The sequence below is a fragment of the Variovorax ureilyticus genome (assembly GCF_037889935.1).
GTDB lineage: Bacteria > Pseudomonadota > Gammaproteobacteria > Burkholderiales > Burkholderiaceae_C > Variovorax > Variovorax ureilyticus.
The window spans coordinates 38713-54466 of the sequence record NZ_JBBKZU010000022.1; the positions used below are offsets into that span (position 1 = coordinate 38713).

Genomic DNA, 15754 nt, shown 5'->3' on the forward strand with positions numbered 1-15754 from the left:
CTATCGGGTTCAAAAATGCCGGCTCTGTGTCCGCTCGTGCGCTTCGCTCGCGTTCAACGAAAAGACATAGGCGATGTTGAATGCCATCGTGCTCTGAAAAGCGGTGAAGACTCCTATTTCCCAGTTACGAGGATGCTCACTGCAGGGAAGCATCTCATTCTGATAGCAGCTTCTTGCACCATAGCTTGGCAGTCCGCATCCCTCTGACACTACGCGAGATCTGGACATTCGACGAAGCGAGTCGGAAGCAACGTGAAGCAACGGTTCATCCCGTGAGAGCAAAACGGCGCGTTGAGGGGGAGGTATTGCCCACGAGGCTTACGAAAACTCCATCCGCTTATTGAGATAGCGACCAACTGGATCGAACCAGCTCCTTAGTCCAGGTGGGCATTTCGAACTCAAGGGCGTGATTTATTGCTGACTTACGAAAAAAGAACCCCTGACGAGAATCGGCCACGGCGGTCAAGCCGCAAGAGGCAGCTGAACCGTGAACTCCGCACCTCCAGCCGGATGATTGCGCGCGCTGAGCGCGCCGCCATGCTGCTCGACGATGCCGTAGCTGATCGACAGCCCGAGTCCCGTCCCTTTTCCGATCGGCTTCGTCGTGAAGAACGGATCGAATATGCGCGTCAGGCTTTCCGGTGCGATGCCCGGTCCGTTGTCTCGCACGTGCAGCAGGACCATGCCGCCTTCGGTTGCGGCGTCGATCCACAGCCGGGGGCCTTCGGACATTGCACCGCTGGCAGCATCGAGACCGTTCTGGATGAGGTTCATCACAACCTGCTGCAATTGGCCGGCGCTGCCCATGACCATGCAAGGTGCGCCGGCATGCCATTCCACGGTGAACGGACGCGGCGATCCCTTGGCGACCCAGTGAATCGCGCGATCAACCACCTGATTCAAGTCGACGGGTTTGCGTTCCTCGGGGTCCATGGCCGAGAAGCGCCGCAGCCCGTTCACGATGTCAGCGGTTCGCTGCGCACCTTCGAGCGTGCCTTCGATGAGCGATGGCAGGTCGCTCAACAAGTGCTCGATGCGCAGCTGCGCGCGCAGGTGTGCCAATGCCTGGTCGCCTTCTCCCGCATGAACTGCGGCGATGTACGTGCGGAGGCGGTCGCTGTATCGGCTCAGAGCATGCACATTGCCAAGCACGAAGCTGATCGGATTGTTGAGTTCGTGCGCAACGCCCGCCACGAGGCGGCCGAGGGAGGCCATCTTTTCCGAATGAAGCAGTTGCTGCTGCGTCTTCTTGAGGGCTTCGTGCGCCGCGCGCAGTTCCTGGTAGGCCCGCTTGATCTCCGCCGTCGGGCGGGCGACGAACACGGTCCCCAGGCGGCGCCCTGAGGAAGCGATGCGCGGGGTGCAGTTCGCATCGACTGGCACGCACTCTCCGAGGGCTCCCTTCAAGTTCAATTCCACCGCCTCGCCCAGGCGTGTGGGACTCGCATTGAGGAGCACGGTGCGCGCGCGCGCGACGCTGTCTGAATCCGCCAGCAGGTCGAACAAGGATGTGCCGCGCAGGTCCTCGTCGGCGCGGCCGACGAGCTCGCACAAGGCGGCATTCGTCTCCTCGATCTCGCCGCTCGTGGTGCAGACCAGCAGCACGTCCGACATCGCCGAGAGCACGCTGAAGATGAACTGCTGCGACTGTTCGAGCTCGACGTTCTTCTTCTCCAGTTCGATCTCGTCGTGCACCAACTGCGAATAGACCTCGTCCATCTTGTGGATGACGTCGAGCCAGGTCGTGTCGTCCATGCCCGGCGGTTGCGGGGGCGCGGGGGACCTCGGCGGATCGGAGTCGGGCGGTGGCATCGCGGCGCCTGCGATCGCCCGCATCAGTGGACCGTGCAAACCATGCACGGGTCGAACGACCGCACGATGTGCTGAACCGCGACCGGTGTCGTTTCGCCCGCCAGAACGGGTGCCCCCTCCAGCGCGCGTTCGAGGGCGCCGGGCGTGCCCTCGGCGTCGCGCGGCGAAAAATTCCAGGTCGTCGGCGCGATGATCTGGTAGTTCTCGATGCGCCCATGGCTCGCGACGAGCCAGTGGCCAAGGCTTCCTCGCGCCGCCTCGCTCAAGCCCACTCCGACGCCCTCGTCCGGGAGGGTGCTGACGACGCAGAAAGGCTCGTGCGGACGCAACTGCGCCAGCCATTCCTCCATCTTCGGCACCACGCGTGCCAGTTCCAGCAGTCGGGCGAGCACGCGCGTGTAGACGCTGCCGCCGTAGCTTGCCACGACATCTCGCACGAGCGGGTGGCCATCGGCAACTTGACGGGCGATGGCGCCGGTTTCCACCACCTGGCCGGCGAGGCGCGGCGCCTTGTTCCAGGTGTAGCTGCCGGGCTTGTCGGCCGCGGGAATCGTCAGGCCACTGCGCGGGTGGCGCGGGCCACCTGTGTCGGCCAGCCAGGCGTGGGTCGCATCTTCGCGGATGGCCTGTTCGTCGAGTGCCGCCAATGCGTTGTCATCCGCATGCCAGACGCCGCGGGCAAAGGCGAACTCGCCGTCAGGTTGCGGGTAGGCGCCATAGCTCAGGAATCGGCCTGGCCCGGGGCCCAGGGTCGCAAGCGAGGTGTCGCGCGCGATCTCCAGGAAAAACCGGAAATCGCCATGCGACGGCGCCTGCGCCTGCCAGTCCCAGAGCGCCGCTTCGCTGGAAAGCGCCGCAATCGTCTCGAGCGGCGCCGCGAACAACTGATGCTCGAGGAAGCGCCTGAACTCGCGCACGCGGGAGAGCAGCCGCGTCGCTTCCGCCGCTTGAACGGCGCGACTTGACCCCCCCGGCTCAAGGCTTTGAGTATGCGGCCATTTGCCGGCAAGGGTGCCGAGCATCGTGAACCACCGTTGGCGCGCGGCGATGGCGCCACGCACGTGCTCGCCGGTGGTGGGGTCGAAGCGCCTGTGGGCTTCCGCGTGCCACGTCCTTTGCGCATACGTCGGGCGCGTGAAGTCGGGCATGAAGAAGAGATAGAAATGCGTCAGGTGATCGGCAAGGTTCTCGGTGGCGAGGATGATGTTTGTCACGTGCTGCCCGTTCGGCGGCATGCGGATCCCCCCCATGTCAGCCAGCGCACGAGCCGATGCCACCGACTGCGAGACCGAACAGATGCCGCAGATGCGCGGCACGTAGACGAGCGCATCATGCGGTCGCTTGCCACGAAGGATCTGTTCGAAGCCGCGGTACATCGGAGCGTTGACCTGGGCTGTCACCACGCGGCTGTCCTTGATTTCGAGGCTGACCTCGAGATCGCCCTCGACGCGATTGAATGGACCGACCAACAGGCGCGACATGGGATCTCTCTATCTCGATCGCAGGTTGCGCACCGCCGGCGCCACGACCAGGTGATCGGCCGTCGCATTGGCCTTGACTCGTTTTGGCGTGGCCGACTTGGACAGCGAGGCCAGTGCGACGAACCAGGCCTTGGGCATGTCGGTCGGCAATCCGATCGGGATGCCGGCGATCTTGGGTGTTTCGTGGAACGGGTGGCCAGGCTCTTCGAAGCCGGGCTCCGTGCAGGCAATACAGGCATAGCCGCCGCGCGTGCAGGACCCTTCGCCATTCCACAGGCGCGTGTTGCAGTCGGCATGCACCTGGGTGCCCTTGCAGCCCATGTGTTCCATCATGCAGCCCAGGTCCGATGGCTTTTCGGCGCTGGCCTTGAACTCGTAGTACTCGTTGCGCGTGCAGCCGTGGTGCACCAGCTGATCGGCGTAGAAGCGAGGCCGGCCGAGCGGATCGAGGTCGTTCTCCGCCAGGCGCTGCGCCGCGAGTGCCATCAGCGTGTCGATCACCCAGCCCGGGTGCGTCGGACAGCCCGCGACGTTGATGACGGGCAGGGCGCCCGCCGCGCGAAAGTCGCGGCCCAGCAGGCCGCCCGGGCGATCGCCGTCGTACTGCAGGCCGCAGGCATCGGTCGGATTGGCGCCCGCCGCGGTGATGCCGCCCCATGCCGCGCAGCTGCCGATCGCTACCACGTGCCGCGCCCTGGCAGCGAGCCGCGCCACCCAGTCGATCATCGGGATGCCGGTTCCCGCCAGCACATGGAAGCGTCCCGTGCCGTTGGGCCCGCGCAGCAGGGAGCCCTCGATGCAAAGGGCATCGATGCGCAGTGAGCCATCTGCCGCGCGCTCCAGGATATCGATCAGCTCGGTCCCGCTTTCGAGGGATAGGGAGGGATGCCACAGCAGGTGGATACCGGCGTCTCGCAATTGGCCGTGGAAGTCGGGTGTGTCGGCACACAGCAAGGACATGCTGCAACCGCCGCAGCCACCCGACTGGAGCCACAGCACATTGAACATCGATGTCGAATGCATCTCAGCCCTCCAGTCCGAAACGGACCATTTTGCCCCGCAAGCCGACGCGCGACAGCCCCAGCTCCTTCGCGGCCTTGGACTTGTTCCAGCGATTCCGCACCATCGTTTCACGCAGGATCATGGCCTCGATCGCGGCGAGACGCTCGACCAGCGTGCCGTTCGCCGGCAGCGCGAGCGATTGCGCTGCGGCCGTGCGTCCCATCTGCCCTTGCAGCACGCGCGACGAAAAGGCCGTGGCGTCGATTCGCTCGTCCCTGCTGAGCGCAACGGCGCGGGAGATCTCGTTGCGCAATTCACGGATGTTGCCTGGCCAGGGATAGGCCATGAGACAGGCGAGCGCCTCGTCCGACAACGTCGCCGCAGGCCGTCCAAGGGCCGTTCCGATCTCGCTCACGAGGCGCCGGGCGATGGGCCCGATGTCTCCGCTTCGCTCGCGCAGCGGCGGCACGTTGACAGTGACGCAGGCGATCCGGTAGTACAGATCTTCACGAAAGTGTCCCTCCAGGACCCGGCGCTCCAGGTCCCGGTGAGTCGCGGCTATGACCCGGACATCGACCGGAACCGTGCGCGGCGAGCCGACGGGCCGGACCTCCCCCTCCTGCAGAACGCGAAGCAGCCGGAGCTGGAACGCGGCCGATGTCTCGCCGATCTCGTCCAGGAAGAGCGTGCCACCGTGCGCGCGCTGGAACAGCCCGATGTGGTCCTCGAAGGCGCCTGTGAACGAGCCCCGTTTGTGCCCGAAGAGCTCCGACTCAAGCAGCGTGTCCGGAATGGCGGCGCAGTTCTCGACCACGAAGGGGCCCGCCGCGCGAGGGCTCGCGTAATGCACGGCCCGCGCCAGCAGTTCCTTGCCGCTGCCGGACTCGCCGAGCACCAGCACGCTGAGGTCGTATCGCGCGATGCGCGCCGCCAGCTCGCACACGGCGTCCAGAGGGCTGCCAGGAGCGCGCTCGATGCGGTCGAAGTCGAAGACGCTCCGGGCCCGTTCCATCTTGCTGGCGGTTCGCCGGCGCAGCACCGGCGTGCTGGTGCGCAGCTCCAGGTCCAGCCTGTTCATTTCGCTCTGGAGCGTCCGGGCTTCGACCGCGTTGCGTACCGTGTCCAGCAGATGGTCCGGCATCCACGGCTTCAATATGTATTGGTAGATGCCGGCATCGTTGATCCCGGCGATGATGTCTTCGGAGTCCGTGTAGCCGGAAATCACGATGCGGACCGTGTCGGGCCAGCGATCGCGCACCTCCTTCAGGAAAGCGACGCCCGTCAGGCCGGGCATGCGCTGGTCGCAAAGAATGACGCTGATCTCGTTCTGCTCCAACAGCGTGCGTGCCTCGTCGGCCCCGCTCGCCGTGAGCACGCTGAAGTCTTCGTCGAGCGTGCGGCGCATGGCGTCCTGCGAACGCACTTCGTCGTCGACGACCAGCACGGTCGACATCGTTGCCGGCATCGTCACGAGCGTGCCACCCCGCCGAGGCCGGCTTCCCGGTGGAGCGCCAGATGGCGCGGGGTCCAGGAATGGGGCAGCTTGTGCACGAAGTGGTAGCGGGCCACGTGATAGCTGGGGTCGAAGCCGTAGAAGTTGCGATGCATGCGGGAGAGCTCGTGTTTGCGATAGTCCGCCAGCGGCCGTTCGGCTTCGTCGGCGCGGCGCCGATTCAGCTTCTTGGCGAGTCGGGCCGGCAGATTGTCCGATGCGGCGAGCGCCAGCGCATGGGTAGTTGCCTGAGCCTCGAAAGCGGCGCCAGCCGCGTCGAAGCGGCGGTCGAGCAAGCCCATCTGCAGGGCGGCCGCGGCACCGATGGGCAGGCGGCTGTCGATCAGGCGCGCCGCGGCGGCGGCGCCGAGCCGCTTGGGGAGCAAATAGGTCCAGTACTCCGAGCCGTAGAGGTTGCCCATGTTCCTGTAGTGCGGGTTCAGCACCACGCCCCTGTGGGCCCAGATTTCGTCCGTCGCCAGGGCGAGGAAGGCGCCGCCCGCGCCGGCGTTGCCGCGAAGCACCGAGACCGTCAACCGGTCAGTGGTCGTGATGAGTTCCAGCGCCAGGTCGTCCATGGCCTGGATGTTGCGCCACGACTCGTCTGCGGCACTGTCAGTTGAACGATGCGCCGCCGCCTCGATGCAGTGGAGGTGAATGCCGTTGCTGAAGAAGTCGGCGCCGCCCAGCATCAGCAGCACGCGCGTGTCCCGCCGCTTGGCATGCTGCACGGCCTTCTGCAATCGTCGGCACTGGTCCGTGGACATGGCGCCGTTGTGGAAGTCGAAGGAAAGGCAGCCGACCCTGGCCTGTGGCGGACCTACTTCCCAATAGCGGATTTCGCCCCATTCGGCGGGATCTCTTTCGAGTGCGGCTGGCCATGATGGGAGGGCATCGACAGCGTCCGCGAACGCCAGGGCGCAAGGCAGTTTGAAGGGGGGACCATCGCCGCAGGCGAGCGCATTGCGCGCCTGCACGATCCAGACGGCGCCGTCCACCGTGTGGCGTAGCACCGCACCGTCGCGCCGTGCCGTCACCTCGCCGGGTGCGGCGCCGGGCAGGGCCTGCAGCAGTTCGGGGGTGGCCGGGTGGCCTTCGTACAAGCGACATGGAAGACCGAACAGGGCGTCTTCCACCCCAGGCTGGCCGTCGGCGCTGCGCAGTTTGGACAGCACCCGCGCCGTCGTATCGCGGAGCCAGTCGATCTGCCGATCGGTTTGTCGGACGATGGGCTTCCAGCCCTGGGGCCGGTTTGGCGTGAGGGCAGAGGCGGGATCTCGCTTCGAGACCAGCGTGCCGATGGCGCGCAAGGTGCAGTTCACGGCGGCGTCCGCAACCTCGCGGCGGTACAGGCTGCCCTTGGACGCCGCGCGCAGGGCGAATGTCTCGTGCGCCCAGATGGGACCGGCATCGAAATCGCCCGTGGCCTGCAGAACGGTGACACCCCATTCGCTGCGGCCTTCGAGAATGGCCCAGTCGAGCGCCGAAGGGCCGCGGTCGCCCGGTGGGCCAGGATGGACGACGAGGCACAGCCATCGCTGCCACACCGAAGCGGGAATGCGGCGCTTCAGGAACGGCGCGACCACGAGGTCGGGTTGGCACAAGGCCGCGGCCTCCTCGGTCACCGGGTCGGCGATGTCGAGTTCGACGCTCACGTGATGGCCAAGCGCGCGCAATTCGTCGAACAGCCGTTGGCATAGGCTGTTGAAGCTGTGGCACAGCAAGAGGATGCGCAGGGCGCGTGCCGGGGAGGGCGTCATCTCATGCCCGCAAAGCCGCCACGATGCGCGCGGCCTGTGTCTTGCCGACATAGATCGCAAGCTTGCGCTCGATGCTGGCGAGTTCGTCGGCAAAGGCCTCGAAGCTGGTCGCCGCCAGCAGCGGCCCGGCAACGATCAGGACGTCCGGCCCGAAATGAGGCGTCAAGCACGCAAGGGCCTCGCGCTGTAGCGTTCGCAGCTGCTCGCGAAAGTCGGAGAGGGCGGCGCCCGGCGCGGCTGTCGCGGGCGGTGCGATGGCGCCCCCGGGCGGCTTGTCTTGCGCCGGCCCGCGCGGTTCGATGAGGCCCGCATGTAGCAGGTCCTCGATCACGGCCATGGCACCGGGCCCGAGCTTCCCGCGCAGGACTCGGACGCCGTCCGTGCCGTTGACCAGGATCAGGGCCGCACGGGCTCGCACGCTCAGGTTTCGAGAGCGTGCAGCGAGTTCCTGTCGCCCTTTTTCTGTCTTCGCGAAGACGCGATCCAAATCTGCATCCATTCGCGTGCTCCCCTGAAAGCGATCGAATCCGCTCAGCAGATTCGCGGCAGCTGCTCGCCGCTCAGCCAGTCGACCACCCGCCGTCCGCCGAACCGGGTGTTCATCTGGACGAAGCGATGGGGATCTTCGGTGACCGTCCCGATGCGCACGGCCCGTTCGCCAAGCGGGTGGGCACGCATGGCAGCGAGCACGTCGTCGGCCGCATCGGCGGCGCAGATGGCGACCAGCTTTCCCTCATTGGCGACGTAGAGCGGATCGAGGCCCAGCAATTCGCAGGCCGCGTCGACCTGGGGCAGCACCGGAATGGCGGCTTCTTCGAGCACCATGCCGACCTTCGACTGCCGGGCGATCTCGTTGAGGGTGGTCGCCAATCCGCCGCGGGTGGGGTCCCTCAGCACGCCGATGCGGCTGGACGCTTTGAGCATCGCCGCCACTAAACCATGCAGGGCGGCGGTATCGGACGTGATGGTGGTCTCGAAGTCGAGCGCCTGGCGCTTCGAAAGCACCGCGACGCCGTGGTCGCCGATGGTTCCGGAAAGCAGGATCGCGTCGCCTGGGCGCGCATTGGCGCCCGCCACGTTCACGCCCGCGGGCGCCACGCCGATCCCCGTGGTGCTGATGAAGACGCCATCGCCCTTGCCGCGTTCGACCACCTTGGTATCCCCCGTGACGACCGGCACGCCGGCGGCGCGCGACGCGGCGGCCATGGAGGCGACGATCCGCTGGAGATCGGCCAGCGGGAACCCTTCCTCGAGGATGAAACTGGCGGCCAGATACAGTGGCTTCGCACCGCACATGGCGAGGTCGTTGATGGTCCCGTGAACGCTCAGGCAGCCGACGTCGCCGCCAGGGAAGAAGAGCGGAGACACCACATGGCCATCGGTCGCCATGACCATCCGCGCGCCCGACGGGATTGCCAGCGAAGCGCCGTCATCGCCCTGGCGCAGCCAATCGTTGTCGAAGGCGGCGAGAAACAGCTCCTCGATCAGCTGCGCGGACGAACGACCGCCTGCTCCATGGCCCATGTCGACCCGGCCATTTCGCAGGTCGAGCGGCCGGACGTAGTCTTTTCGGGATCCGCTCATCGGGTCACCTCGGCATGAACGGGAATGTCCTTGAAGCGGCCGTAGGCGTAGTGGGCCGCACAGGCGCCTTCCGACGACACCATGCACGAGCCGACCGGATTTTCGGGTGTGCAGACGGTGCCGAAGATCTTGCAGTCGGTCGGCTTCTTGACCCCGCGCAGGATGGCGCCGCATTCGCAGGCCTTGTTGTCGGGCACGGGTCGATAGTCCAGGCCGAAACGCCGTTCGGCGTCGAATTCGGCGAACCCGGGCCGGATCTTGAGCGCGCTGTAGGGCACCTCGCCCAGGCCGCGCCATTCGAAGCTGGGGCGCAGCTCGAAGACCTCGGACACCAGGGCCTGGGCATGCAGGTTGCCGTCGCGATCGACCGCGCGGGTGAACTCGTTCTCGACCTCGGCACGCCCTTCGTTGACCTGGCGCACCAGCATCAGGACGGCCTGCATGACGTCCAGCGGCTCGAAGCCGGCAATCACCACCGGTTTGCGGTACTCCTGCGCGAAGTGCTCGTAGGGGCCCGAGCCGATCACGATGCTCACGTGGGCCGGCCCGACGAAGCCGTCGATCGGCACGGTTCCGAACTGCCTGACCTCCGGCGACTCGAGGATGTGCGTGATGGCCGATGGCGTGAGCACGTGGCAGCACAGGACACTGAAGTTCCGCAGTCCTTCGGCGCGTGCCTTCTGCAGCGCGAGGGCGGTTGGCGGCGTGGTGGTCTCGAAGCCGATGGCGAAGAACACCACTTCGCGTCCAGGTTCGCGGCGCGCGATCTCCAGCGCGTCGGCGCAGGAATAGACCATGCGGATATCGCCGCCGCGCGCCTTTGCGCGCACCATCGACAGTCCGTTGGACGCCGGCACGCGCATCGTGTCGCCATAGGTGCAGACGATGGCATCTTGCGCGAGCGCAAGCTCGATGGCGAGATCGACGCGCCCGATCGGCAGCACGCAGACCGGGCAGCCCGGTCCGTGCACCATGCGCAGGTTCGCCGGCAGCAGCTCGCCGATGCCGTAGCGCGAGATCGCGTGGGTGTGGCCGCCGCAGAACTCCATGAAGCTGTAGAGGCGCTCGGGCAAGACCTCGGAGGCGATTCGGTCCGCGATCTTGCGGGCAAGCCCGCCGTCGCGGAATTCGTCGATGAATTTCATGCTGTCCGGGCCTCCGGTTCTTGCGCGAGCGCCGCCAGTTCGCCGAACATGCGCAGCGTGCGTTCGGCCTCCTGCGGATCGATCATTCCGATGGCATGGCCCACATGCACGATCACGTAATCGCCGACGCGCGCCTCGGGCACCAGCGCGATGGAGATTTCCTTTCGGATGCCGCCGAGTTCAACCAGCCCCTGTGCCCCAGGCCGGACTTCGATGAGTCGGGTGGGAATGGCTAGACACATGACTTGGCCTCCTCTTGCAGGACCGACGCCTGCGCGCCGGCGTGATGGGCGACGACCCATGCCTGTCCAAGCGCCAGGCCCGCATCGCCGCAGCTGATGGTTTGTGGCGCGAGCACACGAAGGTCGTGCTGTTGCAGTCGTTGCGTCACCTGCGCGCGCAGCACCGTGTTGAAGAAGCAGCCACCGCCCAGGCACACCATGCGGGCGCCGGTGCTCCGTGCCGCCATGGCGGCCCAATCGGCCAGCCCGCGCGCCAGGGATAGGTGGAACCATGCGGCCGCTTCGCCCGCATTCGCCAGCGCATCGGGCCATTCGATAAGTCGCCGCAATAGCGGTCGGAGGTCCAGCCGATCGAGCGCGCTCGGATCAACGATGTCGAGGGCCGCCATCGGTGCGTGGACGTCCAGCCAGCGCCTGGCTTCGTCCTCGAGCGCCATGGCCGCTTGCGCTTCATGCTGCTGCCGCACGCACAGGCCCAACGCGCCCGCCGCAGCATCGAACCACCGTCCTGCACTGCTCGTCGGCGGGCAATTCAAGCCATTTGCCAGCATGCGCTGCACGCCGCCGGCGGATGCCGCGCCAACGGCAGGGGCGAGGCGTGATCCGATGCGATCGCCTGCGCCCAGCGCGTGCAGGGCCGCGGCGGCCATGCGCCACGGCTCGCGCGCGGCCGCGTCGCCGCCCGGCAAGGCCAGCGGCCACAAACTGCCCAACCGTTGCCAGTCGCCCCGCCCGACCCACAGCAGCTCGCCGCCCCATGCACCGCCATCGCTGCCGAGTCCGAAGCCGTCGAGCGCCAGCCCGATGACCGGCTCCCCGACGCCGTGCTCGGCCATGACCGCGGCGATGTGGGCGTGATGGTGCTGCACGCCGACCGCGGGCACGCCCCACTCGTCGGCGAGCGCGATGGCGATGCGGCTGCTGAAGAAGTCGGGGTGCAGATCGTGCGCCACAGCCGTGACGGGCGCATGCCCGTCACGCGCCAGCGCATGCAGCGAGTCTTCGAGGCGCCGGCAGGCCTCGGGGTCGGACAGATCCCCGTGCGACGCCGACCAGCGCGGCACGCCGGCATCCAGGAGGCAGGCCGTGTTCTTCAGCCAGGCACCGCAGGCCAGCACGACCGGGTGAGGGGTGGACATCAGGTGCCGGTCCGTTCGAGTTGGGCGCGCGCCTGCGCGAGCGCCGTTTCGAGTTGAGCGACCCTTGCGCGTAGATCGGCCGAGCCTTCGCGCATGGCATCGTGCGAGGTGCCACAGCACGCTGCCAGCCAGTCGAGCCATCTTTCCATGCCTTCACCCGTAGTCGCCGACAGCTGGATCACTTCCAAGCGCGGATTGACGCGGCGTGCGCCGGCGATGCAGCGTTCCACGTCGAAGCGCAGGTGTGGCAAGAGGTCGATCTTGTTGAGCACCATCAGGTCGGCGGCGGCGAACATGTCGGGGTATTTGAGCGGCTTGTCTTCCCCCTCCGTCACCGACAGCACCACCACCTTGGCCGCCTCGCCGAGGTCCCACAGCGCCGGACAGACGAGGTTGCCGACGTTCTCGATGAAGAGGAGGCTGCCGCTGTCGTGCGGATGTCCGTGGTGGTGATCATGGCTGTGCAGTCGCGCGAAGGCTTCGGCGACCATCGGCGCATCCAGATGGCAACCCTTGCCGGTGTTGACCTGGATGGCCGGCGCCCCCGTCGCGCGGATGCGCTCGGCGTCGAAACTGGTCTGCTGGTCGCCCTCGATGACCGATACCGAGAGACCCTCGGCGCGCCGGTGCAGCGCGTCGATCGTCGCGCACAGCAGCGTGGTCTTGCCTGAGCCCGGGCTCGACAGCAGGTTCAGCGCAGTCACGGCATGGGCCTCGAAGTGCCGCCGATTCTGCGCGGCGATGCGATTGTTCTCGCCGAGGATGTCGGCCTCCAGGCGGATCGTCCGTGCCTGGCTCATGCCGGGGACCGACACGCGCGCGGCGCCGGCGCCGTAGTGCAGGTCGTCAGGTCCGTGCGAGTGGTCGTGGTCATGTACATGTTCACGATCGCGCTCATGGCCGGGCGCTGTCGCGTGGGAATGTTCGTGGTCGTGCGCCGGCTCGGCGCATCCGCAGACTACACACATGGCTCGGTCTCCTTCATGGGTCTTCGACCTGCATTTCGACCACGCGCAACTCGCAACCGCCGGTGGGTTGGAGGTGGTGGCTGCCGCAGTGCGGGCAGGCCTCGTCGCGGCGCGACAGGGTCACGCTCACGCCGCAGGGCAGGCACCACGCAGTGCCCGGGGGTTCATCGATCTCGATGCGGGCGCCCTGCAGGCAGGTGGCGGGGGCGATGGCCTCGAGCGCGAAGCGCAGGGCGCGCACCTCGACGCCCGCCAATCGTCCGGCTTCGAGCCGGATCGAAGTGACCCGGCGAAAGTTCTCGCGCCGCGCCGCATCCTCGACGAGCTTCAGGATGCCGCCGGCGAGGCTGGCTTCATGCATGGGCGGACTCCGTGGGGAGAGGGTCGGCGTCCACTTCGAAACGCACGCAGGGATCATACGCAGCCATCAGCGCTTGCACGCGGGCGCGCAGGCGCTCGTCGGCACCGGCCGGGGGCATGGCTTCCAGCGCCCGTGCGACTGCGCCTTGGGGGTGGAAATTCCACTCCGTCGGCGCGAGCACGCCATAGCTGGCCACGCGCGGCTGCACGCCGCTGCCCTCGAGCCGCACGTGGTGAACGAGCAAGCCGCGGGACATCTCGACCCACGCCATGCCTTCCCGGCGTGCGAGATGCAGTGTGCCGGTGGAGAGCCAGCCGGCGCCGCCTCGCGTGGCCGCATCTGGCAGGGTAAGTCGCGCCAGTTCCGCCACGCGTGCGCCCAGTCGCTGCCAGGCCGTCATGCAAGGCGGCGAGTCCGCATCGTGCAGGCGTGTCCAGGTGCCGGTTTCGGCGCAGCCGCCTCGCCACAGCGGGTGCGTTGACGCGCTGGCCGCATCTCGCAGGCCGGCGGCGAACTCGACCAGCGACGAGCGATCGGCGTGGGGGCGCAGCGGGGTGTCGCCCGCTACCGGCAGATCCGCGAAGGTCCTGGAGCTTCGCAGGAGTTCGGCAAGCCACCCCTTGTCGGCCTGGCTCCAGTGGGCGAGCCACAGCCAGCGATCCTGCGACCAGTTCGCGACCCAGGTCCCCGGATCCGTGCCGAGCAGGTGTTGCGCCATCCACCGCGCCACGGCCGCCATGTTGCCGCCATCGAAGCCGCTCGCCAGCGCGGGACAGGCGTACAGCGCGCCAAGGCCCAGGCCGGCGATCCTCTCGCCAGCTTCCGGTGTCAGGACCAGTTGCCGGGTCCAGTTCAGGCAGATGCGGCGAATGTGCTCGCGCTGCGTCTCGCACTGAAGCGCGCGCAAGTCGTCGAATGCCGGCGCGACCTCGCCACGCTGCGCTGCCTGAACCGCCAGCCCGGCGCACAGTCCGTGGGCATGCCCGCACAGGCTGAAGAGGCTGGCCAGCAGGCGAGGTACCTCGTGCGCCGGTCGTCCGCGCGCGATCGTGCCGGCCCAGGCCGGTCGCGTGCCCGTCAGGCTGCGCGGACGCGGCGCCCCGGGCCGTACGCGCAGGACGCCCGCGAGCGCGTCGAGGCTGTTCATGCGGCGCGCTCCCTCGTCGCGCCGCGTCCCAGCAGGAACGAGCGGCGGGCGGCAACCGGAAGCCCGGTCGCCTTGGGCTTCTCGCGCAAGGCGTGGAGCAGCGCTGTCGCGGTGGCATGCGCGGCCGCGTGGTCAGCAAACTCGAACATCGGGGAAAACATCGAACACGCTTCGAACGATCCAAACTGGTCCTCGTGCGCCCCGATGAAGGCGAACTGCTGCGTTCCCAGCATGCGCAGGCGCGTGGCGCCCACCTGCGCGTCGCCGTCGCCGTCGCCGCGCGTCAGCGGAAACCAGACCAGGTTCATGAACCAGGGCGTGACCAGGACGCCCATCGCTCCGGGAGGGTCGGCCGGCGTCGTCGAATCCACAGCCGGAACGAAGCCGATGGCTTCCACCCGCAGCGCCGGATTCAGCAAGGGCAGACCGGCCATGCGATGGCGCGCGATACCCGTAAACACACTCTCGAGCTCGCGGGCGCGGGAGATGGCGTGGTGCTTGGCGGTGGCGGTCACGACCGGTCCGTATCGTCGAGCACCATGAACTGCTCCGCGTCGCCGTCGCATTGCGGACAGCGCCAGTGCGAGGGAAGCGCCGCGAAGGCCGTGCCGGGCGCGATCTGCCACACCGGGTCACCGATGGCGGGATCGTAGACCCACCAGCAGATCTTGCATTCGAGCCGCGCCTGGGCGGGCAGTCGGCCGCGGTCGCCGAGGTAGCTGCCCTCGAAGTTCGCGGCGGCGAGATTCATGCCTGCATGACCCATTCGAGCACCTCCTTGAGCCGCTGGCGCGAGTCCTCGAGGTCCTCGCGCGCCGCCTGTGCCACCTCGGGCAGTTCACTCACCTCCACGGTGTTGAGGATCACGACGTCCTGCGAGTTGTAGTACACGACCCGCCAGCAGTGCGGCATCTGCGTGTTCGTGATGCGGCAGTTGCCGTAGCCGCGCGAGAGAATCAGCACGCGCCCGGTGCCCAGGTGATGGTCCAGGAAGCCGATGTCCTCGACTGACATCGGCAGCAGCGTCAGATTGACGACGTGTGCAGGTTGGCCCGGCTTCCAGGCGCGCCATTGCTCTTCGATCTCGGCCAGCAGCGCGGGCGCATTCTGCACGTTGGGCGGCAGCGGGCCGTTCCAGCGGCGCATGCCGGCCAGCACGTCGGCGCGCGCAACCGCCTTCAGCGCGTCGGGGATCGGGCCGATCTCGATCTGGTCGGTCTCAACACGGCCGTCCGTGGAACCGACCACGCGCCAGACGCCAGCGAACACGGACTCCTGGATGTGCAACTCGCGGCGAGGTTCGCCGTCATGCTGGACGCGTGCGCTGACCTCACCTTCGCCGAGCACCTGGTTCACCAAGGCCAGGTTGTCCATGTCCAATCCGCGCAGGTCGACGCGCCGGTTGATGCCGTCGAAGCAGACCCGCTCGAGTTGCTCAAGTGCATCGCGCAGCGCGGCGTGAGCCTGATGCCGCAGGGCCAGCTCTTCCGGCTCGGCCAGCACGGGCGCCCGAAACGTCTCCATGCCCTGCGGCATCGGCATGTAGGCCAACGCCTCCTCTTCGACCTGGGAGCCTGGGCCGATGCTGCGCACTGGAATGGGAAAGTCTTTCATTGGCACG

Annotated in this window: 16 protein-coding genes; all 16 read right to left on the bottom strand. The window is 67.5% G+C overall.

Annotation, left to right across the window (positions count from 1 at the left end; all coding sequences use genetic code 11):
* Positions 1-462 precede the first annotated feature (462 nt).
* Positions 463-1812, bottom strand: coding sequence for a sensor histidine kinase (locus tag WKW77_RS31515; RefSeq protein ID WP_340360831.1), 1350 nt, complete (start codon positions 1810-1812; stop codon positions 463-465).
* Between the two features lie 23 nt (positions 1813-1835).
* Positions 1836-3293, bottom strand: coding sequence for a nickel-dependent hydrogenase large subunit (locus WKW77_RS31520; RefSeq protein WP_340360832.1), 1458 nt, complete (start codon positions 3291-3293; stop codon positions 1836-1838).
* A 9-nt stretch (positions 3294-3302) separates the two neighbouring features.
* Positions 3303-4316: an NADH-quinone oxidoreductase subunit B family protein gene (locus WKW77_RS31525; protein ID WP_340360833.1), complete on the bottom strand. Its 1014-nt coding sequence runs from the start codon at positions 4314-4316 to the stop codon at positions 3303-3305.
* Position 4317: 1 nt separating this feature from the next.
* On the bottom strand, positions 4318-5760 hold the full coding sequence (locus WKW77_RS31530; RefSeq protein WP_340360893.1) for a sigma-54-dependent transcriptional regulator: 1443 nt from the start codon (positions 5758-5760) through the stop codon (positions 4318-4320).
* Positions 5761-5762: 2 nt separating this feature from the next.
* Entirely contained in the window at positions 5763-7442 is a 1680-nt protein-coding gene (locus WKW77_RS31535; RefSeq protein ID WP_340360834.1) for an enoyl-CoA hydratase-related protein, read from the bottom strand.
* A gap of 106 nt (positions 7443-7548) precedes the next feature.
* Positions 7549-8046, bottom strand: coding sequence for a hypothetical protein (locus WKW77_RS31540; protein WP_340360835.1), 498 nt, complete (start codon positions 8044-8046; stop codon positions 7549-7551).
* A gap of 32 nt (positions 8047-8078) precedes the next feature.
* Entirely contained in the window at positions 8079-9131 is a 1053-nt protein-coding gene (gene hypE / locus WKW77_RS31545) for a hydrogenase expression/formation protein HypE (protein ID WP_340360836.1), read from the bottom strand.
* Positions 9128-10276 carry a hydrogenase formation protein HypD gene (gene hypD, locus WKW77_RS31550; RefSeq protein ID WP_340360837.1) on the bottom strand — a complete coding sequence of 383 codons (1149 nt, stop codon included), beginning with the start codon at positions 10274-10276 and terminating at the stop codon, positions 9128-9130. The genes hypE and hypD overlap by 4 nt, the downstream gene beginning before the upstream one ends.
* Positions 10273-10518, bottom strand: a complete 246-nt coding sequence (locus WKW77_RS31555; RefSeq protein ID WP_340360838.1) for a HypC/HybG/HupF family hydrogenase formation chaperone — start codon at positions 10516-10518, stop codon at positions 10273-10275. Before WKW77_RS31555 ends, hypD begins: the two co-directional genes overlap by 4 nt.
* Positions 10509-11657, bottom strand: a complete 1149-nt coding sequence (locus tag WKW77_RS31560) for a Kae1-like domain-containing protein (RefSeq protein ID WP_340360839.1) — start codon at positions 11655-11657, stop codon at positions 10509-10511. Before WKW77_RS31560 ends, WKW77_RS31555 begins: the two co-directional genes overlap by 10 nt.
* Entirely contained in the window at positions 11657-12625 is a 969-nt protein-coding gene (hypB, locus tag WKW77_RS31565; RefSeq protein WP_340360840.1) for a hydrogenase nickel incorporation protein HypB, read from the bottom strand. Before hypB ends, WKW77_RS31560 begins: the two co-directional genes overlap by 1 nt.
* Positions 12626-12638: 13 nt before the next feature.
* The gene (locus WKW77_RS31570) at positions 12639-12986 is read right to left on the bottom strand and encodes a hydrogenase maturation nickel metallochaperone HypA/HybF (RefSeq protein ID WP_340360841.1); all 348 of its coding nucleotides are present in this window, start codon (positions 12984-12986) and stop codon (positions 12639-12641) included.
* On the bottom strand, positions 12979-14133 hold the full coding sequence (locus tag WKW77_RS31575; RefSeq protein ID WP_340360842.1) for a hypothetical protein: 1155 nt from the start codon (positions 14131-14133) through the stop codon (positions 12979-12981). The genes WKW77_RS31570 and WKW77_RS31575 overlap by 8 nt, the downstream gene beginning before the upstream one ends.
* Positions 14130-14648, bottom strand: coding sequence for a [NiFe]-hydrogenase assembly chaperone HybE (gene hybE, locus WKW77_RS31580; RefSeq protein ID WP_340360843.1), 519 nt, complete (start codon positions 14646-14648; stop codon positions 14130-14132). Before hybE ends, WKW77_RS31575 begins: the two co-directional genes overlap by 4 nt.
* Positions 14645-14884: a rubredoxin gene (locus WKW77_RS31585; protein WP_340360844.1), complete on the bottom strand. Its 240-nt coding sequence runs from the start codon at positions 14882-14884 to the stop codon at positions 14645-14647. Before WKW77_RS31585 ends, hybE begins: the two co-directional genes overlap by 4 nt.
* Positions 14881-15747, bottom strand: a complete 867-nt coding sequence (locus WKW77_RS31590; protein WP_340360845.1) for a hydrogenase expression/formation protein — start codon at positions 15745-15747, stop codon at positions 14881-14883. The genes WKW77_RS31585 and WKW77_RS31590 overlap by 4 nt, the downstream gene beginning before the upstream one ends.
* Positions 15748-15754 lie beyond the last annotated feature (7 nt).